The organism is Rhodopseudomonas telluris (genome assembly GCF_042432815.1).
GTDB classification, from domain to species: domain Bacteria; phylum Pseudomonadota; class Alphaproteobacteria; order Rhizobiales; family Xanthobacteraceae; genus Rhodopseudomonas; species Rhodopseudomonas telluris.
Genome location: NZ_JBHLWM010000005.1, coordinates 275,925 through 294,476, shown reverse-complemented (window position 1 = coordinate 294,476; position 18,552 = coordinate 275,925). Strand labels below are relative to the sequence as shown.

Sequence of the window (18,552 nt, the reverse complement as noted above, 5' to 3'; positions counted from 1 at the left end):
CCGGGCTCGCGCGTTGCGCGCCCCGGAATGACGTCTCGTTTGTGGTGACGTCCATGCCGACGATCGAAACTTCGCCAACCAACAAAACCCCATGACCTCCGACCTCGACAAGCTGGCCGATCGGCTGCCCGGCGCGCTGGAGACGAAGCGTGTCGCCAAGAACGGCATGGACCGCTTCATCGACGTGATCGAATGGATCGCGGCGTTCTTCGTCGGCATCGTCGCGCTCAACACCTTCCTCGCCGTGTTCATGCGCAAGTTCTTCGCGGTGACGATCCCGGACTACTACAATTTCGGGCAGTTCATGCTCGGCGTGCTGATCTTCTGGGGCATCGCGGCGACGTCTTATCGCGGCTCGCACATCACCGTCGATCTGGTGTGGGCGGCGGCGTCGCCGCGCTGGCAGCGCGTCATCGACATCTTCGCCACCTTGGTGTTGCTGTTCGTCGTCAGCGTGCAGACCTACACGCTGTTCGACAAGGTGGTGACCACGCGCGCCGACCACATCGTCACCATGGACCTGCAGGTGCCGATCTGGCCGTTTTATCTGGTGTCGTGGATCGGCGACGTCTCCGCGGTGCTGCTGATCGCAATCCGAACTTTCCGGCTGATTTTCCATCCGGAGCAGATGCGCGAGCAGCGCATGAAGCCGGTGGAGTAAGCCGCGATGTCCAACGAAATGGTTGCACTGATCGGCTTCGTCAGCCTGTTCGTGCTGATGTTGCTGCGGGTGCCGGTCGGCATGGCGATGGGCCTCGTCGGCGCCACCGGTTTCGGCTATCTCACCGGCCTCGATCCGGCGCTGAAGCTGGTCGGCCAGACCACGATGCGCACCGTCACCGACTACTCGTTCGGCGTGATCCCGATGTTCCTGCTGATGGGCGCGTTTGTGTCGGCCTCGGGCATCAGCCGCGAGCTGTTCCGCGCCGGCAACACTTTCGTCGGCCACTGGAAGGGCGGGCTCGGCATCGCCACGATCGGCGCCTGCGGCGGCTTCGCGGCGATCTCCGGCTCATCGGTCGCGACCGCCGCGACGTTCTCCGCGGTGGCTTATCCGGAGATGCGGCGGTTCGGCTATCCGCAATCGTTCTCGACCGGGGTGATCGCAGTCGGCGGCACGCTCGGCGCGATGCTGCCGCCGTCCACCGTGCTGGCTGTATATGGCATCATCACCCAGCAGGACATCGGCAAGCTGTTCATCGCCGGCATCGTGCCGGGGCTGCTGGCGATCGTCATGCACATGATCACCATCTGGATCATCGGCGTCAGCAAGCCGGGCTTCCTGCCGGCCGGCCCGAAGGCGTCGTGGAGCGAGCGGATGGCGGCGTTTCGCGACGTGTGGTCGCCGCTGCTGCTGTTCGTGTTCGTGATCGGCGGCCTGTATGGCGGGTTCTTCATTCCGACCGAAGCCGGCGCGGTCGGCGCGGTCGGCGCGTTTCTGATCGGCATCCTGCGTGGCAAGCTGACCCGCGACGGCATCCTGCAGTCGCTGCTGCAGGCGACGCGCACCGCCGCTGCGGTGTTCACCGTGCTGATCGGCGCGCTGTGTTTCGGCTATTTCCTCACCATCACCCAGACGCCGCAACTGATCACCGAGTTCCTCACCGGTCTCGGCATCGGCCCCTATGGCGTGCTGGCGCTGATCCTCTTGATGTATCTGGTGCTCGGCTGCCTGATGGACGCGATGGCGATGGTGATCCTCACCGTGCCGATCGTGTTCCCGGTGATCATGGCGCTCGGCTTCGATCCGATCTGGTTCGGCATCATCATCGTCATGACGGTCGAACTCGGCCTGATTCATCCGCCGGTCGGGATGAACGTGTTCGTCATCAAGAGCGTGATCAAGGACGTCAGCATGGCGACGATCTTCAAGGGCGTGCTGCCGTTCGTCGCCACCGACCTGATCCGCCTCGGCATCCTTGTCGCGTTCCCGGTGATCGCCACCTGGCTGCCGATGCGGATGATCGGGTAGGGACGGAAAGCCCCGACATTCAACCTCACCGTCATTGCGAGGAGCGAAGCGACGAAGCAATCCAGCTCAGTGCAATGCCTCTGGATTGCTTCGCTTCGCTCGCAATGACGAGAGAAAGGGATTTGACGATGACCCCCACCCTCGAAACCAAATACGTCTTCACCATCACCGCGCAGATCGGCGAGGTGATCTCCGCGGGCGACACCGGCGCGGGCGTGCGCCGGGTGATTCCGGTGATCGGCGGCGAGGTGAAAGGCGAGGGGATCAGCGGTCGGGTGCTGGCGTCCGGGGCCGATTTCCAGATCATCCGGCCGAACGAGCTGATCGAACTGGAAGCCAAATACGCCTTCGAGACCGACGACGGCGCCGTAATCTATGTCGAGAATGTCGGTCTCCGGTTCGGGCCGATCGAACTGCTGCAGAAGTTGAAGCGCGGCGAGCCGGTCGATCCCAAGTTGATCTATTTCCGCACCCGCCCACGGTTCGAGACCGGGCATCCGAAGTATCAGTGGCTGACTCAGTATCTGTTCATCGGCGCCGCCGCCCGGCATCAGGACCGCGTCGTCGTCGAGGTGCATCAGGTGCTGTAAGGAAGACGTAGCGCGCCGAGACCGTGGCCTTCACCCTCCCCTGGAGGGGGAGGGTCGCTCGCGTAGCGAGCGGGGTGGGGTGACAGCCTCTCCGCCCAGCACAGCCCAACCCTCTCGCCTCGTAGGAGAGGGTGGCTTCGCGCAGCGAAGCCGGGTGAGGGGGCGCCTCCGCGCGGCCGAGAGTCAGTGCTCGGGGCACCCTCACCCCAGCCCTCTCCCGCAAGCGGGAGAGGGAGCGCGCAGGTCGTCTTGGCTACGGTTGTGCATCTCATGGCGTCAGACTTCTCACGCCGCGCTACGCCCATTGACTCCCGCGCCATTCGTTATAATCTATAACTATTCTGCACAGGACGTAATAAGTGCTCACAGGAAACGCCTCTGCCGCGACGCTCGCGGACTCCTCGACGCTGGTCGTCGAAACCGTCGGCTCCGTGCTGACCATCGGCCTCAATCGCCCCGCCAAGCGCAACGCGCTGAATGACGGGCTGATGGCTGCGTTGAAAGATTGCTTCACCGACATCCCGGACGACATCCGCGCGGTGGTGATCCACGGCATCGGCGATCACTTCTCCGCCGGCCTCGATCTGTCCGAGCTGCGCGAGCGCGACGCCACCGAAGGGCTGGTGCATTCGCAGACCTGGCACCGGGTGTTCGACAAGATCCAGTATTGCCGGGTGCCGGTGATCGCGGCGCTGAAGGGCGCGGTGATCGGCGGCGGGCTCGAGCTCGCCTGCGCGGCGCACATCCGCGTCGCCGAATCCTCCGCCTACTACGCGTTGCCGGAAGGCAGCCGCGGCATCTTCGTCGGCGGCGGCGGCTCGGTGCGATTGCCGCGGCTGATCGGCGTGGCGCGGATGGCCGACATGATGCTGACCGGCCGCGTGTACTCCGCTGCGGACGGCGTGGTGCACGGCTTCTCGCAATATCTGATCGAGGACGGCTCCGCTTACGACAAGGCGCTCGAACTCGGCAATCGCGTCGCGCAGAACGCGCCGTTGACCAATTTCGCCGTGCTGCAGGCGCTGCCGATGATCGCGGAGGCCAATCCGCAGACCGGCCTACTGATGGAATCGCTGATGGCGACCGTCGCGCAGAGCGATCAGGAAGCCAAGAACCGGATCCGCGCCTTCCTCGATCACAAGACCGCGAAGGTCAAACCCACCTGAGGTGGATACCATGATGAACGCGACTGCACGCGCCGACGCGGCCGGGAGTGATCCCGGGGTTCATCCGCTGCGGGACATCTCGTTCGGCCAGATCGGCATTTCGACCGATCGCAAGCCCGACGGCACGATCTACGTTCGCTCGACCACCACGCTGGCGGATTTTCCGGTCCGCATCACCGACCGTCTGCATCACTTCGCCGAGCAGACGCCCGACCGGGTGTTCATGGCCGAGCGCGACGGCAGCGGCGGTTGGCGCAGGATCACTTACGCCGAGATGCTGCGCGCGGCGCAGCGCATCGCTTCGGCGCTGCTGGCACGCGGGCTGTCGGCCGAGCGGCCGGTGATGATCCTGTCCGGCAATTCGATCGACCATGCGCAGGTGATGTTCGGCGCGCTCTATGCCGGCGTCGCGATGTGTCCGGTGTCGCCGCCTTATTCGCTGGTGTCGAAGGACTTCGGCAAGCTGCGCTACATCGTCGGCCTGCTGACGCCCGGCCTGATCTTCGCCGACGACGTCACGCCGTTCGCGCCGGCGATCCTCGCCACGGTGCCGGCCGATGTCGAGATCGCGGCGACGCGTGGCGCGGTCGAGGGCCGCGAGGTGACATCGCTCGCCGCGCTGTTGGCGACGCCCGAACATCCGGAACTGGCGGCGAAGCACGATGCGATCGGCCACGACACCATCGCGAAATTCTTGCTGACCTCCGGCTCGACCGGCAATCCGAAAGCGGTGATCAACACCCAGCGGATGATCTGCGCCAACCAGGTGATGATCCGCGAGGCGATGGCGTTCCTCAAGGACGAGCCGCCGGTGATCGTCGACTGGCTGCCGTGGAATCACACCTTCGGCGGCAACCACAATATCGGCCTGACGCTGTTCAACGGCGGTTCGATGTATATCGACGACGGCAAGCCGACGCCGGCCGGCATCGCGGCGACGATCCGCAACCTTCGCGAGATCGCCCCGACCGTGTATTTCAACGTGCCGAAGGGCTACGAGTCACTGCTGCCGGTGCTGCGCGAGGACGCAGCGCTGCGCAGACTGTTCTTCAGTCGGCTGCACGCGATGTTCTTCTCCGGCGCGAGCCTCGCGCGGCACGTCTGGGACGGCCTCGACGAGGTCGCCGTGCAGGAAACCGGCGCGCGGGTGCCGATGCTAACCGGGCTCGGCGCGACAGAGACCGCCCCGTTCTTCATGTCGGTGACCCCGCAGACCTCTCGGTCGGGTCACGTCGGCCTGCCGGTGCCCGGCAACGAGGCCAAGCTGGTGCCCAACAACGGCAAGCTCGAAGTTCGCGCCAAGGGCCCGAACATCACGCCCGGCTACTGGCGCGCGCCGGAGCTGACCGCCAAGGCGTTCGACGAGGAGGGCTACTATAAGCTCAACGACGCGCTGAAGCCGGTCAATCCCAACGATCTCACCGCCGGTTTCGATTTCGACGGCCGCATCTCCGAGGACTTCAAGCTGGCGTCCGGCACCTGGGTCAGCGTCGGTCCGCTGCGTGCCAAGTTCATCGCCGCCTGCGCGCCGTTGGTGCGCGACGTGGTGATCGCCGGGCTCGATCGCGACACGGTGTCTGCGGTGGTGATCCTCGATCCTGACGGCTGCAAGCTGGTCAACCCGGCGCTGGCGCTCGACGATCTCGCCGGCATGGCGAGGGACGCCACGATCCGGGAGGCTTTTACTGAGCGCTTCCGCAAGCTGCTGACGCAGGCGACGGGCTCGTCGAACCGCATCACGCGCGCGGCGCTGCTCGGCGAGGCGCTGTCGATTGACGCCGGCGAAGTCACCGACAAGGGCTCGGTCAACCAGCGCGCCGTGCTCGAGCATCGCGCCGCGCTGATCGCCGACCTCTACACCGACCCGCCACCGCCGCACGTGATCGCGGTGGAGTGATGAATTGATAACTGCCTTAGCGTTCGTCATTCCGGGGCGCCGCGTAGCGGCGAACCCGGAATCCATAACCGCCGTCGGGGAATATGGATTCCGGGCCCGCGCCAAGAGGCGCGTCCCGGAATGACGAACTTAGATGTTTTCGGATTGGATTAGTCTTGATGCTCACCAACCGCCGTGACGTGCAGATTCAGTGGGGCGATTGCGATCCCGCCAACATCGTGTACTACCCGCGTTACTTCGAAATGTTCGACGACTCGACCTCAGCGCTGTTTGCCGCCGCCGGCTGCTCCAAGCAGGACCTGGTGCGGGTCTATGGGCTGGTCGGAATTCCAATGGTCGATACCCGCGCCAAGTTCTACATTCCGTCGACCTATGGCGACGTGATCACCATCGAGAGCCGGATCGAGAAGTTCAATCGTTCGAGCTTCGAGGTGACGCACCGGGTGCTCAAGGGCGAGGCGCTGGCGATCGAGGCGTTCGAGACGCGGGTGCTGGTGGGGCGCGATCCGGCAGATCCGGACAAACTGAAATCGACCGCCATCCCGGCGGAGATCGTCGAAAAATTCAAGCGGGGCTGACTCGACGCTCCGCATGACGTAAGAACACCACACCACAACCAGGCCGAACGGCCGTCAGCATCACGAGGGAGGAGGAGCAGATGAGCAAATTCAAGCTGTCCGTCGCCGCAATGGCCGTGGCGATCGCACTGCCGGCGCTGTCCGGCGCCGCGCTCGCGGAAACCAATGAAATCACGGTGGGCATCAGCGTCACCACGACCGGCCCGGCGGCCGCGCTCGGCATTCCTGAGCGCAACGCGCTGGAGTTCGTGCCGAAGGAAATCGGCGGCCATCCGATCAAGGTGATCGTGCTCGACGACGGTGGCGATCCGACCGCGGCGACCACCAATGCGCGGCGTTTCGTCACGGAGTCGAAGGCCGACGTGATCATGGGGTCGTCGGTGACGCCGCCGAGCGTGGCGATCTCCAACGTCGCCAACGAGGCCCAGGTACCGCATTTCGCGCTGTCGCCGCTGCCGATCACGCCGGAGCGCGCGAAGTGGTCGGTGGTGATGCCGCAGCCGGTGCCGATCATGGGCAAGGTGCTTTACGAGCACATGAAGAAGCACAATGTGAAGACGGTCGGCTATATCGGTTACTCCGACAGCTACGGCGACCTGTGGTTCAACGACCTCAAGAAGCAGGGCGAGGCGATGGGCCTCAAGATCGTCGCCGAGGAACGCTTCGCGCGTCCCGACACGTCGGTGGCCGGTCAGGTGCTGAAGCTGGTCGCCACCAATCCGGACGCGATCCTGGTCGGCGCGTCCGGCACCGCCGCGGCGCTGCCGCAGACGGCGCTGCGCGAGCGTGGCTACAACGGGCTGATCTACCAGACCCACGGTGCCGCCTCGATGGACTTCATCCGCATCGCCGGCAAGTCGGCCGAAGGCGTGTTGATGGCGTCGGGTCCGGTGATGGATCCGGAAGGTCAGGACGACAGCGCGTTGACCAAGAAGCCGGGCCTCGAACTCAATACGGCCTATGAAGCCAAGTACGGCCCGAACAGCCGCAGCCAGTTTGCCGGTCACTCGTTCGATGCCTTCAAGGTGCTCGAGCGTGTCGTTCCGGTCGCGCTGAAGACCGCCAAGCCCGGCACGCAGGAGTTTCGCGAGGCGATCCGCAAGGCGCTGCTGACCGAGAAGGACATTGCCGCCACCCAGGGCGTGTACAGCTTCACCGAGACCGACCGCTACGGCCTCGACGACCGCTCGCGCATTTTGCTGACGGTGAAAAACGGCAAGTACACCATCGTCAAGTAATCGCTGCGGGCGGTACCGCCCCGCATTGCGAGCTTGTCAGACTTTTGGACGTTCTTTGGAGCCGGCCTCGTTCCGCGAGGCCGGCTTTTCTGTGCTCCGCAAGTCCCGCCGCGCCTTCGTTGCGTTGTTCCGTACGAGTCGCAGCGATTGGCCGATTGCGTTAGCGATGCGTTAAGTCTGATGAATCGGATTGCATGGATTTAACGTGCTTGCCATTCAGGGTTTGGTACCACTGCGGCATTCGTCCATTGGTCGGACAAAGCGGGGGCAGGCTGCGCGGCCCGTCGCCGCTCAGGTGATTGCAAGGTATGCCGAATTCGATCGTCACGCATCGCGATGTGATCCGTTACGCTGCGGGCCGGGCGGCCATTGCCGGCGGCCTGACGGCGGTCGCCACGCTGATTTTCCTGGTGACGGATCTCGGCACTGACCTGCAGGCGGTGGTGCCGGTCGGCACGGTGGTCCGCTCGTCCTTGATCGTGGCGCTGTCGGTGTCGATCACGCTGTCTGGTGCGATGAGCTTCCGTTCGGCGATGCTGATGCGGCAATTGGCGTTGACGCGCGCCGAGCTGATGCGGGTCTCGCGCACCGATCCACTCACCGGGCTTCTGAACCGGCGCGGCTTCGACGAAGCCGCCGCTCTACTGCTCGCCAATGCCAGCGCGGCCGGGCAGCGCGTGGTTGCGCTGATGTGCGACATCGACCGCTTCAAAGAGATCAACGATCGCCATGGCCATGACGCCGGCGACCGCGTGCTGGCACGGATCGGCGAAATCCTGCGCGATTTCGGCGCGCGGAACGACATGCTGATTGCCCGCCATGGCGGCGAGGAATTCGCCGGACTGATGCTGGACGTCAGCGACGAGGAGGCGACCCGCCACGCGCTGGCGTTGTGCCGCCTGTGCTCCACCGACGTCACCGGCGGCGGAGCCAGTGTATCGGTCACGCTCAGCTTCGGCCTTGCGACGCACCTTCCCGGCGGGGATCTGGCGGGGCTGATGCGCCGCGCTGACCGGGCGCTGTATCGCGCCAAGGATCTGGGGCGCAATTGCGTGGTGCAGATCGACGAGATGGAAGCCGTCGCCGTCTGCTGAGGCGGCCGCGTGTCTGCTCAGGCGTGCGAAAAGCCCAGATAGCTCGCCACCACCTGCTCGTTTTCCGCGACGTCCGAGGCCGGACCGTCGAGTACAAACTCGCCGAGCTCCATCACATAAGCGCGGTCGGCAATCGCCAGCGCCGCCTTGGCGTTCTGCTCCACCAGCAGTACCGACACGCCGGCTTCGCGCAGCTCGCCGACGATCCGGAAGATGTCGGCGACGATGATCGGGGCGAGGCCGAGACTCGGCTCGTCGAGCATCAGCAGCTTCGGCGCCCCCATCAGCGCGCGGCCCATCGCCAGCATCTGCTGCTCGCCGCCCGACAGCGTGCCGGCGAGCTGCTTGCGCCGTTCCTTCAGCCGCGGAAACAACCCGTAGACGCGCTCCTGGGACTGTGCTGCGACGGACTTGGCGATGCGGAAGGCGCCGAGTTCGAGATTGTCTTCAACCGTCATGGTGGCGAACAGCTCGCGATGTTCGGGCACCAGCGACAGCCCGGCGGCGACCCGGTCCTCGATGTCGAGGCGCGAGATGTCGACGCCGTCGAAGGTGACGCCGCCCTTCAGCGGGAAGATCCCCATCGTGGCGCTCAGCAGCGTGGTCTTGCCGGCGCCGTTGGCGCCCACCACGGTGACGATCTCGCGCGGGCGCACCTCGAGATTGACGGAACGGACTGCCTCGACTTTGCCATAAGACACCGAGACGTCGGAAATCTGCAGTAGCGCGCTCATGACAGCGCTCCCAGATAGGCCTTGATCACTTCGGGATTGGTCTTGATCGTCTCGGGCGTCCCCTCTGCGATCCGCGTGCCGAAATCCAGCACGACGATGCGGTCGGCGAGGTCCATCACGAAACCCATGTCGTGCTCGACCAGCAGCACCGACATGCCGCCGTCGCGCAGTTGCCGCAACAGCGCGGCGAGACGCTGCTTCTCCATGTGGCGCAGGCCGGCGGCCGGTTCGTCGAGCAGCAGCAGCACCGGATCGGCGCACAGCGCGCGCGCGATCTCGACGATGCGCTGCTGGCCGAGCGACAGCGAGCCGGCGAGCTGATCGATCTCGGCGCCGAGCCCGACGCGCTCGATCTGCCGGGTGGCTTCGGCGAGCAGCTTGGCTTCCTCGGCGCGGTCGAACCGCAGCATGCTCGACAGCGCGCCCGAGCTGCCGCGCAGATGCGCGCCGATCGCGACGTTCTCCAGCACGGTCATGTCCGGCACCAGCTTGACGTGCTGGAAGGTGCGGGCGATGCCGAGCTGCACCACGTCCTGCGGCGGCGCGTTGTCGATCGGCTTGCCGTGCAATTCGATCCGCCCGCCAGTGGTTGTGAGGATGCCGGTGATCAGGTTGAAGGTGGTCGACTTGCCGGCGCCGTTCGGGCCTATCAGCGCAACGATCTCGCGGGCGTGGACGTCGAACGAGACGTCGTTGACCGCCACCACGCCGCCGAATTGCTTGCGGGCGCGCTCGACTTTGAGCAGCGTGCCGGTCTCGGCCAGCGTCCGCTCGCGCGGCGGCGGCGCGGCGCTCGGATCGATGCGCGGACGCCGCAGCTTGATCGGCACGAGATTGCTGAGCAGCGGCCAGACGCCGCCCGGCGCGAGCTGCAGCAGAATCACCAGCATGATGCCGAATACGATGATCTCGAGCTGGCCCTGGCCGCCGAACAGCATCGGCAGATAGCTCTGAAGAACTTCCTTCAGCACGATCACGATCGCGGCGCCGAGCACGCCGCCCCAGACATAGCCGGCGCCGCCGACCACGGCGATGAACAGATATTCGATGCCGGCTTGCGGCCCGAACGGCGTCGGGTTCACGTTGCGCTGGAAGTGCGCGTACAGCCAGCCGGACAGGCCCGCGAGCACCGCGGCGTAGATGAAGACCAAAAGCTTCGCCCGCGCGGTGCGCACGCCGAACGCTTCAGCGGCGATATGGCCGCGGCGCAGCGCGCGGATGGCGCGGCCGGTGCGGCTGTCGAGCAGGTTCATGGTCAGCAGCGCGCTGATCAGCACCATCGCCCAGATCACGAAATAGATCGACTGCGGCGACCACATTTCCAGTGCGCCGATCGACAGCGGCGGCACGCGCGAGATGCCGTCGTTACGGCCGAGAAAGTCGAGCTTGCTGAACAGATAGTACAGTGAGATGCCCCAGGCGATGGTGCCGAGCGGCAGATAATGGCCGCTGAGCCGCACCGTCATCAGCCCCAGGATCACCGCCGCGCCGCCGGCGACCAGCAGCGACAGCGGCAGCGTCAGCCAGGGCGAGACGCCGTAGACGGTGGTGATGTAGGCGGTGGTGTAGGCGCCGAAGCCGCAGAACGCGGCCTGGCCGAACGAGGTGAGGCCGCCGACGCCGGTCAGCAGCACCAGCCCCATCGCCACCAAAGCGGCGAGACCGATATTGTCGAGCAGCACGATCCAGAACGGCGGAATGCCGGGGACCAGCGGCAGCGCCGCCATCACGACGGCGAACACGAGAATGGGCAGCCAACGCGGCATCGCGCTCAATCCTTCTCTTCTTCGACCGCGGGGGCCGCGAGCGAGCGCAGCACCAAGACCGGCAGGATCAGCGTGAAGACGATCACCTCCTTGTAGTTCGAGGCGTAGAACGAGGAGAACGCCTCGACCACGCCGACCACGATCGCCGCCACCGCAGTGAGCGGATAGCTGATCAGGCCGCCGATGATCGCGGCGACGAAGCCCTTGAGGCCGATCAGGAAGCCGGTGTCGTAATAAAGCGTGGTGATCGGGACGATCAGGATGCCCGAGATCGCGCCGATCACCGAGGCGAGCAGGAAGGCAAGTTGGCCGCTCAATGAGGTGCGAATGCCGACCAGGCGCGCGCCGAGACGGTTCACCGCGGTGGCGCGCAGCGCCTTGCCGTAACGGGTGTAGCCGAAGAACAGCCACAGCCCGATCATCACCACGATGGTGATGGCATAGACGGCGAGGCTCTGGCCGGTGAAGCGCAGCGGACCCAGCGTCACCGCCGCATCCGACAGCGGCGGACCGCGCAGGCCTTCGGCGCCGAAGAACACCAGGCCGAAGCCTTGCAAGGCGAGGTGCACGCCGACCGAGGCGATCAGCAGCACCAGCACGGAGGTGTGCGCCAGCGGCTGGAACGCGATGCGATACAGAAACAGACCGATGGCCGCGACGATCAGCAGCGACAGCGCGATGTTCACCGCAACGCCCGGCTTGGTGGCCGGCAGAGCCATCGTGAGCCCCAGCACGACCGCCGGAAACACCAGATAAATCAGCACGGCGCGGATAACTTTGCCGGCGCTGAGCGATTTGCGGATGCCGAACAGCTCGAAGCCGAAGGCGACGAGTCCCATGACCATCGCGAGCCCCGCTGTGCCCGGAATTCCGCCGGCCGACAGCGTCGCGTAGGTGAGGGCGCCGAAGGTGATGAATTCGCCCTGCGGGATCAGGATCACCCGCGTGACGGCGAAGACCAGCACCAGCGCCAGTCCGAGCAGCGCGTAGATCGCGCCGTTGGTGATGCCGTCCTGTAGCAGAAACAGCAGAATCGTGGTGTTCAAGCGGACGCTCCCCTCACGCGCAAACGGCGGTTGCACCGCCCTTCGCCAGCCGGCAGTTGAATTCCGCGCGGACTATTTGATATAGTTCATAACAATTATCGATTATAAGCTCAAGGCCCGGACGCAGTGGTCTTGAACAATCAAACACCGAGAGCCGAGGCGATGACCTCTTCCAAAGCTGCCGTCGGCAAACCGCTCCGTGCCCGCAAGGAGGCGCCCGCCGCCGAGCCCACCCACGAGGCCGGCGAACTGGCGATGGGCGAACTCGCCGGGCTGCTCGGCTACGCGCTGAAGCGGGCGCAGCTGCGTGTGTTCGAAGACTTCCTGCACTGCGTCGCGCCGGTGCAGCTCACGCCCGCGCAGTTCTCCGTGCTGCTGCTGCTCGACGCCAATCCCGGCCGCAACCAGACCGAGATCGCCACCACGCTCGGCATTCTTCGGCCGAACTTCGTGGCGATGCTGGATGCGCTGGAAGGTCGCGGTCTGTGCGTGCGCACCCGCTCGCCGAACGATCGCCGCTCGCACATCCTGATGCTGACCGACAAGGGCCGCGCCACGCTGGCGCGCGCCAAGAAGCTGGTCGAAACCCAGCACGAAGCGCGCCTCGTCGAACTGATCGGCGACGACAACCGCACCGCGCTGCTCGCCATGCTGGCGAAAATCGCGCGGGAGTTTTGAGCGCGCGCCCGAGACGATCAGGCTGATCGTCCCGACATTCGGCATGCCGCTATGGCAGCACTTCCTTGCGCTCCGCCAGCAAGGCATCGAGTGCCGCACGCTTGTCGTCGAGCAGGCCATCGTCGGCGGCTTCGATCACACTGTAGAGCTGTTCGGCGTCGCTGATCCGCGTCACCGTGACGTAGTCGGCGCCGGCGGTGTAGAGCGACTCGACGTCTGCGAGCAGGTCGGCGGTGGCGACGATCTTGGCGGTCGGGTTGAGGCCGCGGACATGGCGCACCAGCCGTTCGTTGGTGGCGCCCTTCAGCAGCGAATCCGGCACGCTGAGGATGATGATCTCGGCGCTGCCGACGCCGGCATGCACCAGCGTGTCGACATTGCTGATGTCGCCGTAGATCACGTGCATGCCGCGGTCTGCCAGTGTGCGATAGACGTTCGGATTGAAGTCGATCACGCTGATCTGCTGCAAGAGGTCCTGGTTGCGGCGTTCGATCTCGCTGATCAGGGCGCTTGCCGCGCGGAAGAAGCCGAGAATGACGATGCGCCGCGCGGCGCCGTGGCCGGAGCCGTGTTCGGGCTCTTCGGCCTGATGATCGAGGTCGCGCAGGCCGATCGCCTTGAGCAAGGGGATGGCGCGGCGGGTGATCTGATCGCTGCGGACCATCACGAAGGTCGACAGCACCGCCAGCAGTACGAAGGCGAACGACGCCGCGCTCGAGGTTTCGGTGCGCAGGTGGCCGGCCGGGATGCCGGTCTGGATCACCACCAGCGAGAATTCGCTGATCTGCGCCAGGTTCAACGCCGGCAGCAGGCTGGCGCGCAGCCCCTGCCGCATCAGATACAGCGGCACGAAAGTGGTCACCACGCGGCTGACCACGGTGAAGGCGGCGATCGCCAGCGCCATCGAGATGATCGAGCCGTTCGGGATCGGAATCGTCATGCCGAGGCCGACGAAGAACAGCGTGATGAAGAAGTCCCGCAGCGTTGTCACCTTGGCGGTGACGTCGAGCGCATAGGGGAAGGTCGATAGCGACACGCCGGCGACCAGCGAGCCCATCTCCCGCGACAGATGCAGCCGCTCGGCGATCTCGCCGATCAGAAAGCACCACGCCAGCGCGCCGAGCAGCACCAGCTCCGGGGTGCGGGCGATGCGGTGAAACAGCCAGGGCAAGACGTAGCGCGACAGAACCAGAGCGGTCGCGACCAGCGCCGCGACCCGGGCGATCGACAGCACCAGCACGCTGATCTGCAGGTCGGCCAGGCTCGGCTGCACGGCGAGGAACAGGATCGCGAAGATGTCCTGCAGCACCAGAATGCCGAGCGTGATCCGGCCGGGCAGGGTGTCGAGCTCGCGCTTCTCGTACAGCACCTTGACGATGATCACGGTGGACGACAGCGCGCAGGCGACCATCAGGTACACGGCGTCGAACTGGCCGCCACCTATCGCCAGCCCGATGGTGGCGAAGAACGCGATGCCGAGTACGCAGCCGCCGATCAGCTGCACGCCGGCCGCCACCAGGATGACGCTGCCGGCGCGAACGATCTTCTTCAGGTCGATCTCGAGCCCGATCATGAACAGCATGAAGATCAGGCCGAGCTCGGAGATCACCGAGATCGATTCCTGCGACTGCACCAGACCGAGGCCGAATGGACCGATGACGAAGCCGGCGATAAGATAAGCGAGGATCAGCGGCTGTCGGAAGAAATGGGCCGAGAGGCCGAGCATCCAGGCGAACAGGATGCACAGCGTTATGTCGCGAATCAGTTCGTGCATGCCCTCGGCCGCCGTTGAATGGATGGGCCGCACAATAAAGGTAATGCCATGCGATCGAAAGCCATAACTCGGAGCGATTGTGCGGCCTGGCGAATTGGTGCCAGCTGCCGGGCTGGGCTGATCGTCGCCGGACTGCTGCTGGCATCGGCGGCGCCGACCGCGGCGCAAAGCCGGGCGGACGCACCGAGCCTGGAGCAGACCTTCGCGTCGTCGCTGACCACGCTGCCGGCCGAGCCGCTATCGACCAGCGGCGCGGTCTATGTGCCGGCCTACTCCAGCGTCTCGATTGCGCAGGGCAAGGCCCGCGCCGATTTTTCGGTGACGCTCAGCGTCCACAACGCCTCCGAGACCAAGCCGCTAGTGATCCGGCGAATCGCGTTTTTCGACGGCGCCGGCAAGATGGTGCAGAGCTATCTCAAGGCACCGGTGGCGCTGAAGCCGTTCGCCACCGTCGAGGCGTTCGTGCCGACGCTCGACACCCGTGCCGGCACCGGTGCCAATTTCGTGGTCGACTGGGCCGGCAGCGGCGAGATCGCGGAGCCCGTGGTCGAAGCGCTGATGCTCGGCACCTTCGCCAATGGCCACTATGCGTTCATCTCGCAGGGCCGTCCGATCCGCACCACCGGCAAGGACTGATCTCGCTCGGCGCAGCCAGGCCCGCTGCGGGCGCCGCCGCCGCCCGGCGCTCGGTATCTGCGCCCGCTTCTCATCCGCAGCCGAAAGCATTAGGGTCCGATCCCGCCGGTAATTGGTGAGGCAGATCGCGCAGATGGATACGGAAAACGCCGAAAACCTCAGGTCGCGCGGCGTCTTGACCGGCGTCCTGATCGCCTGCCTGCTGCTGGCGCTGCCGGTGGCGGTGTGGCTCGATCTGACCCATCTCGCCGACGCGGCGCTGCGCCGGCAGGCCTCCGACCTTAATTCGGTGATCAAGAGCGTCAGGCACTACTACGCCGCCAATGTCGTCGGCCGGATCCTGGCGCATCCCGGTCAGGTTCAGGTGATCCACGACTACGAGACGGTCCCGGGCGCAATCCCGATCCCGGCGACGCTGTCGCTCGAGCTCGGCAAGGTGATCGGCGAGCAGCAGAGCAACATCTCCTATCGCTTCGTCTCGGACTATCCCTTCGCCAACCGCGCGCCGCATCAGCTCGACGGCTTCGAGCGCGACGCGCTGGCGGCGCTGCGCAAGGACGCCAGCGAGAATATCGTCTCGGCGACCGCCGGGCTGTTCAGCGACAGCGTCCGGCTCGTCTCGCCGGTGACGATGGCGCCGGCCTGCGTCGCCTGCCACAACACCCATCCGGAGAGTCCGAAGACCGACTGGAAGGTCGGCGAAGTCCGCGGCATCCAGGAGGTGACGATCACCCAGCCGATCGCGGCCAATCTGTTCTCGTTCAAGTTCCTGCTCGCGTACTTCGCGCTGGCCGCGGTGTGCGGCGTGTCGTTCGTCGCGATGCAGCGGCGCCAGGCCGACAAGATCGTCGCGATGAACAAGGAGCTGGAGACCAACAACGACTTCCTCGCCTCGCTGTCGATGAAGATCTCGCGCTACATCCCGCCGCAGATCTACAAGAGCATCTTCTCCGGCCAGAAGGACGTCACCATCCACACCGAGCGCAAGAAGCTGACGATCTTCTTCTCGGATATCCAGAACTTCACCGCGACCACCGAGCGGCTGCAGCCGGAACTGATCACCCAGCTGCTCAACGAGTACTTCACCGAAATGTCGGAGATCGCGCATCGCTACGGCGGCACGATCGACAAATTTATCGGCGACGCGATGCTGATCTTCTTCGGCGACCCGGAAACCAAGGGCGACCGCGCCGACGCGCAGGCCTGCGTGCGGATGGCGTGGGCGATGCAGCGGCGGCTGGCCGAACTCAACAGCAAATGGCGCGCCGCCGGCATCGAGCAGCCGTTCCGCGCCCGGATGGGGATCAACTCCGGCTATTGCAATGTCGGCAATTTCGGCAGCGCCGACCGGATGGACTACACCATCATCGGCGCCGAGGCGAACCTCGCGGCGCGGCTGCAGTCGATCGCCGAGCCCGGCGGCATCGTCATCAGCTACGAGACCTACGCACTGGTCAGCGACATCATCGCGGCGCGCACCCTGCCGTCGATCACCATGAAAGGCATCAGCCGCGAGGTGGTGCCCTATGTGATCGACCATCTGCGCGACGGCGACGAGCAGTCCGAGGTGGTGATCGAAAAGATGCCGGGACTCGATTTCTATCTCGACACCGCCGCGGTCACGCCGGCCGACAGCGACAAGATCCGCACGGTGCTGCTGCACGCGCTGTCGTCGCTGGAGCGGCGCGAGGTGAAGGCGGCGGAGTAGCGGCGGCTGTTAGTCAGGGCGTCCCCGCAAATGGGCGGGGTTCGAACTGGCTGTCGTTCTCAGACAGCTACGCAATGAGTGCGTCCGTCGCCGGGCATCGGACGGGTCGCAGCCTTGGTCCCTCATGGTGAGGAGGCGCGCAGCGCCGTCTCGAACCATGAGGCGGCACGGCGCCGGCGTCGTGGTGGATTGTCGTGCGTGTGGCCCATCCTTCGAGACGCCCGGCTGCGCCGGGCTCCTCAGGATGAGGGCGCGCCGGTTGAAGCGCCTGACGTCGTCACACCAAAATCACCCGGATATCGTTGACGTTCGTCAGCGTCGGGCCGGTCAGCAGCAGGTCGCCGGTGTGTTCGAACAGGGTGGTGGCGTCGTTGTTCGCGAGCGTCGCGGCGGGATCGAGCTGCAGCTCTTCGATTTTCGCGAAGGTGCGGGCGTCGATCAAGGCGCCGGCAGGATCGGTGGCGTTGCCGGCGCCGCCGTCCGCGCCGTCGGTGTCGGCGGCGAGCGCCGCGACCTCCGGCAGGTCGGCGAGATGCTGCGCCAGCGCCAGCGCGTACTCCTGATTGGGGCCGCCGCGACCGTTGCCGCGCACCGTGACGGTGAGTTCGCCGCCGGACAGGATCGCGAGCTTCTTGCCCGCCGCACGGGCCTCGCGCGCGAGTTGTGCGTGCGAGGCGGCGACGTCGCGGGCTTCGCCTTCGAGGTCGGCGCCGAGATCGACGACCTCATAGCCGGCGTCGCGCGCGACCTTGATGCTGGCGTCGAGCGATTGCCGCGGCGTCGCGATGATGGCGAAGCGAGCGCGCGCGAAGGCGTCGTCGCCGGCCTTGACGCTTTCGTTGCGCGGATCGTCCAGCGCGGCGCGGATCGCGTCGTCGAGATCGAGCTGATAGCGCGCGACGAGCGCGCGGGCGTCGGCGAGCGTGGTCGGATCCGGCACGGTCGGCCCCGACGCAATGGCAGAGGGTTCGTCGCGCGGCACGTCGGAGATCGCCAGCGTGACGATTTCGGCGGCGTTCTGCCCGGCGCGGGCGAGGCGGCCACCCTTGATCCGCGACAGATGCTTGCGCACCGCGTTGACCTCGCCGATCGGCGCGCCGGAGCGCAGCAGCGCACGCGTGGTCTGCTGCTTCTGCGCCAGCGTGATGCCCTCGGCGGGCAGGATCCAGTTGGCCGAGCCGCCGCCGGACAGCAGCACGAGCAGTAGGTCGTCCGGTGTGGCGGTGGCTGCGAGCGCGAGGCTGGCTTCGGCGCCGCGCAGGCCTTCGGCATCGGGCATCGGATGGCCGGCTTCGATCACCTCGATGGCGCGGGTCGGCACGCGGTGGCCGTGGCGTGTGGTGGCGATGCCAATGAGGCGCGCGGGATCGAGGCCGAGCGTGTCGAGATAATGCCGCTCGGTGGCGGCGGCCATCGCGGCGGCGCCCTTTCCGGCGGCGAGGCAGACGATCCGGCCGCGCGGCGCCGGCGGCAGCTGCGCGGCGAGGATGCGGTCGGGGTGCGCTGCCGCAACGGCAGCATCGAAGATGGCGCGGAGCAGGGGGCGGTGATCGGTCATGCCGCGGTTGTGGCAGGCACAATGCGAGGCGGCAAGAGCGTGAGGCACGGCGCCGCTGCAACCCTTTCCGTTTGTGGGAGAGGGTGCCGTTGCGCAGCGACGGGGGTGAGAGGTCTA

The 18,552-nt window shown here is 66.0% G+C and carries 16 protein-coding genes; 11 read left to right on the top strand and 5 right to left on the bottom strand.

Annotated elements, in window-relative coordinates; translation table 11 throughout:
* Positions 1 to 166: 166 nt before the first annotated feature.
* The 8 genes from ACFFJ6_RS12900 (at position 167) to ACFFJ6_RS12865 (ending at position 8,535) form a co-directional block, all read left to right on the top strand.
* Entirely contained in the window at positions 167 to 661 is a 495-nt protein-coding gene (locus ACFFJ6_RS12900) for a TRAP transporter small permease (RefSeq protein ID WP_054162337.1), read from the top strand.
* Positions 662 to 667: 6 nt separating this feature from the next.
* Positions 668 to 1,972, top strand: a complete 1,305-nt coding sequence (locus ACFFJ6_RS12895; protein ID WP_378388265.1) for a TRAP transporter large permease — start codon at positions 668 to 670, stop codon at positions 1,970 to 1,972.
* Between the two features lie 128 nt (positions 1,973 to 2,100).
* Positions 2,101 to 2,562: a DUF3237 domain-containing protein gene (locus ACFFJ6_RS12890; protein ID WP_378388263.1), complete on the top strand. Its 462-nt coding sequence runs from the start codon at positions 2,101 to 2,103 to the stop codon at positions 2,560 to 2,562.
* Between the two features lie 359 nt (positions 2,563 to 2,921).
* A complete protein-coding gene (locus ACFFJ6_RS12885; protein WP_378388261.1) occupies positions 2,922 to 3,728 on the top strand; it encodes a crotonase/enoyl-CoA hydratase family protein in 807 nt (268 codons plus the stop codon).
* Between the two features lie 13 nt (positions 3,729 to 3,741).
* The gene (locus ACFFJ6_RS12880; protein WP_378388259.1) at positions 3,742 to 5,625 is read left to right on the top strand and encodes a feruloyl-CoA synthase; all 1,884 of its coding nucleotides are present in this window, start codon (positions 3,742 to 3,744) and stop codon (positions 5,623 to 5,625) included.
* A gap of 158 nt (positions 5,626 to 5,783) precedes the next feature.
* Positions 5,784 to 6,203 carry an acyl-CoA thioesterase gene (locus ACFFJ6_RS12875; RefSeq protein ID WP_378388257.1) on the top strand — a complete coding sequence of 140 codons (420 nt, stop codon included), beginning with the start codon at positions 5,784 to 5,786 and terminating at the stop codon, positions 6,201 to 6,203.
* Positions 6,204 to 6,283: 80 nt separating this feature from the next.
* Positions 6,284 to 7,441: an ABC transporter substrate-binding protein gene (locus tag ACFFJ6_RS12870; RefSeq protein ID WP_378388255.1), complete on the top strand. Its 1,158-nt coding sequence runs from the start codon at positions 6,284 to 6,286 to the stop codon at positions 7,439 to 7,441.
* 308 nt (positions 7,442 to 7,749) lie between these two features.
* Complete coding sequence (locus ACFFJ6_RS12865) at positions 7,750 to 8,535, top strand: GGDEF domain-containing protein (RefSeq protein ID WP_378388253.1); 786 nt, start codon at positions 7,750 to 7,752, stop codon at positions 8,533 to 8,535.
* Between the two features lie 17 nt (positions 8,536 to 8,552).
* Here ACFFJ6_RS12865 and ACFFJ6_RS12860 read toward each other — a convergent pair whose 3' ends face one another.
* Genes ACFFJ6_RS12860 through ACFFJ6_RS12850 form a run of 3 tightly spaced genes read right to left on the bottom strand, consistent with a single transcriptional unit; the run spans position 8,553 to position 12,081 of the window.
* Positions 8,553 to 9,269 (bottom strand): ABC transporter ATP-binding protein, encoded by a 717-nt coding sequence (locus ACFFJ6_RS12860; RefSeq protein WP_378388251.1) that lies wholly within the window; start codon positions 9,267 to 9,269, stop codon positions 8,553 to 8,555.
* Positions 9,266 to 11,035, bottom strand: a complete 1,770-nt coding sequence (locus tag ACFFJ6_RS12855; RefSeq protein ID WP_378388249.1) for a branched-chain amino acid ABC transporter ATP-binding protein/permease — start codon at positions 11,033 to 11,035, stop codon at positions 9,266 to 9,268. The genes ACFFJ6_RS12860 and ACFFJ6_RS12855 overlap by 4 nt, the downstream gene beginning before the upstream one ends.
* A 5-nt stretch (positions 11,036 to 11,040) precedes the next feature.
* Complete coding sequence (locus ACFFJ6_RS12850) at positions 11,041 to 12,081, bottom strand: branched-chain amino acid ABC transporter permease (RefSeq protein ID WP_378388247.1); 1,041 nt, start codon at positions 12,079 to 12,081, stop codon at positions 11,041 to 11,043.
* 162 nt (positions 12,082 to 12,243) lie between these two features.
* Here ACFFJ6_RS12850 and ACFFJ6_RS12845 point away from each other — a divergent pair, with 162 nt between their 5' ends.
* On the top strand, positions 12,244 to 12,759 hold the full coding sequence (locus tag ACFFJ6_RS12845) for a MarR family winged helix-turn-helix transcriptional regulator (RefSeq protein ID WP_378388245.1): 516 nt from the start codon (positions 12,244 to 12,246) through the stop codon (positions 12,757 to 12,759).
* 49 nt (positions 12,760 to 12,808) lie between these two features.
* Here ACFFJ6_RS12845 and ACFFJ6_RS12840 read toward each other — a convergent pair whose 3' ends face one another.
* Complete coding sequence (locus ACFFJ6_RS12840) at positions 12,809 to 14,533, bottom strand: cation:proton antiporter (RefSeq protein ID WP_378388243.1); 1,725 nt, start codon at positions 14,531 to 14,533, stop codon at positions 12,809 to 12,811.
* A 48-nt stretch (positions 14,534 to 14,581) separates the two neighbouring features.
* Between ACFFJ6_RS12840 and ACFFJ6_RS12835 the strand changes: the two genes are divergently transcribed.
* Positions 14,582 to 15,169 carry a DUF3124 domain-containing protein gene (locus ACFFJ6_RS12835; RefSeq protein ID WP_378388241.1) on the top strand — a complete coding sequence of 196 codons (588 nt, stop codon included), beginning with the start codon at positions 14,582 to 14,584 and terminating at the stop codon, positions 15,167 to 15,169.
* A gap of 133 nt (positions 15,170 to 15,302) precedes the next feature.
* On the top strand, positions 15,303 to 16,877 hold the full coding sequence (locus tag ACFFJ6_RS12830) for an adenylate/guanylate cyclase domain-containing protein (protein ID WP_378388239.1): 1,575 nt from the start codon (positions 15,303 to 15,305) through the stop codon (positions 16,875 to 16,877).
* A gap of 277 nt (positions 16,878 to 17,154) precedes the next feature.
* Here the strand turns inward: ACFFJ6_RS12830 and ACFFJ6_RS12825 are convergent, their stop codons facing one another.
* Positions 17,155 to 18,435, bottom strand: coding sequence for a glycerate kinase type-2 family protein (locus ACFFJ6_RS12825; RefSeq protein WP_378388237.1), 1,281 nt, complete (start codon positions 18,433 to 18,435; stop codon positions 17,155 to 17,157).
* Positions 18,436 to 18,552: the final 117 nt, after the last annotated feature.